This is a genomic window from Leisingera aquaemixtae (genome assembly GCF_019801145.1).
Taxonomy (GTDB): domain Bacteria; phylum Pseudomonadota; class Alphaproteobacteria; order Rhodobacterales; family Rhodobacteraceae; genus Leisingera; species Leisingera aquaemixtae_A.
In genome coordinates, this window is sequence record NZ_JAHVJQ010000034.1 from 1 (window position 1) to 2006 (window position 2006).

Sequence of the window (2006 nt, forward strand, 5' to 3'; positions counted from 1 at the left end):
AGTAATACAGTAGACAAACCGATAAGCACGGTCCTGACCTCCATTGAATCGCAGCTTCCTAGGCTCCTTGGTTGGCGTTACCAAGCAACCGTCATCATCTCTTTCAGCGCTGTTCAGCACTTCCTCTACGCGCAGCATTGCCTGATCCAAATGGTTGTCCAGGATGTCCTGATACCAAACCATGGACCTGTCACGCGCGATAAACCTGACGGGCGCTCTCATATGATTTCCACTCCATCTTCACCTTTGTCTATTGGCTGATCGTAACCGTCCGGCCCAATCACCCGGCCATTCGCGACCTGGTAATCAGGATGAACCCACACCACGCGGGCATAGTCAGCTCCGCCCCATTTGACCTTTTCAGCATGCCAGCCGAGCTCATTCATGAAGTGAGTGATACGGTTCGGGTTAGCCTTCAGCTCCACGGTAAACAGCCTGCGCAATGTCGTCTGAGCAACGGCCCTCAAATCCCGACCAGCGAGAAGTTCGACAAGCTCCTGCTGCAGTACCTCTCCAGCGCCAGCCGATAGACGCCGCATGATCGGGGTATCAATTGCCGCCATGTTCATCGACCGCGGGTTAAAGCTGTTCGACTGCTTGTGCTCCAGGAGGGCGTTATACAGACGAGCCAGCACTTCCCGCCGAGACATCTGCTCGTGGAAATGAGTCATGAACGACTGGAAGTCAGCCGCATCTGGACCGGAAGCATGTCCTGAGTGATTAGCGTCAGCTACATACCAACGGCGATCGTCAGGTTCGATCCAGTGCGGGTAATGGTTCGTGGTCATCACATAGGAAGTGACGTTGTTTACCTGAGTGACCTCCTTTCCTTTGCCTTCTACTGCGACATTGCTTTCGGTGATCAGTGCCTTAATGGCATTGCCCGCGTCCGTGCCAGGCTTCAGCTTGACCTCTTCGCAGCCAACGAACTTCTTGGACATCAGGGTTTGGTTGAACCGAGACGTCAGCTTCTGAAGGCCATTGACTGTGATAGAGTTTTTGGCGCCGAAAAGCTGGGCGGAAGTCTGCAACAGAGTGCTCTTGCCGGTTCCCTTGTTCTGGGAATACAGCAAGAACGCCCATCCAGGCTTCAAGCGCTCGTTCTGAAGGCCCGAAGAAAGCCAATCTTTGAAATAGCCCCGATCTGTAGGCTGCACGAAGATCCGCTCCAGAAGCTCATCGAATAGGGCGCAATCGGTCTCCTGGATGCCCAGATTCCGGTACGCTGGCACTATCCACGAGTTGATGGTTGCTGATCCCTTATGCCAGATTATCCCTTCAGACAGGCCCGGGTTGCACTCCACTCTGCCATCCCAGACTGCAATAGTCTGAGAACGGTTAGAATGAACCTTTTCCACGGCATTCTGAACGACATCGCGCCAAAGCTCATCGGTCATTTCGATGTCCGGAAAGGTGTCCGGGAGATCGACAGCGTAGACACGCTTCAGGTCCGTTGCTGACATGGAGCTGCTCGGGTCCTCAATTCGATAGAAGCGCCCCTCTTTGCGAACGAACTTGCTCGCGAGGTCCATGCACAAGGTTGCTTTCGCTATCTCGTGTGGGTTTTCCTCTTCCGGCTGATCTTTAGCGTCTTCAACCACTTCCGCTTCAGTGGCCGGGGTTGGCAACACGTCTTCGTTGGCCCCCACCTTCCGGCGGTGCCTGCTGGTATTTCTTCGACGCAGCTGACGCTCATCAGATTCCGACGCGACATCAACAGCCATTTCTTTCACTTCCATGCACTTCTCCTTTCACAAAGCACACTTCACCCGTTGGAGGGCGTTCGACGTTTTCGAAAAAGAAACCCGAAACAGGCAGACGCACTACGCGAGCCGATGGCATGGCGCAGGACGCACTTGTCCTAAAATTTCGAGCAGATCTGGATTAGATACGGACTAAAGAAACTAACTTCTTATTCGCCTAGTGTATCTCATTACGATTTTGCTTTCCGATTCAGCATTGTCGTTTCCAGGACCCTTTGCTTCCCACGAAGGAATCCACATGTC

General features: G+C 53.4%; 2 protein-coding genes. Both read right to left on the reverse strand.

From position 1 onward, the window contains the following. On the reverse strand, positions 1 to 183 hold a 183-nt coding region (locus KUW17_RS23140), incomplete at its 3' end, for a hypothetical protein (RefSeq protein WP_222482648.1). Between the two features lie 35 nt (positions 184 to 218). Beyond that, complete coding sequence (locus KUW17_RS23145; protein ID WP_222482649.1) at positions 219 to 1739, reverse strand: DUF5906 domain-containing protein; 1521 nt, start codon at positions 1737 to 1739, stop codon at positions 219 to 221. Between the last annotated feature and the right edge of the window lie 267 nt (positions 1740 to 2006).

Bases quoted from the DNA above. Each gene is read 5' to 3' on its own strand.
- KUW17_RS23145 (WP_222482649.1), bottom strand. From the start codon at position 1,739: ATGGAAGTGAAAGAAATGGCTGTTGATGTCGCGTCGGAATCTGATGAG.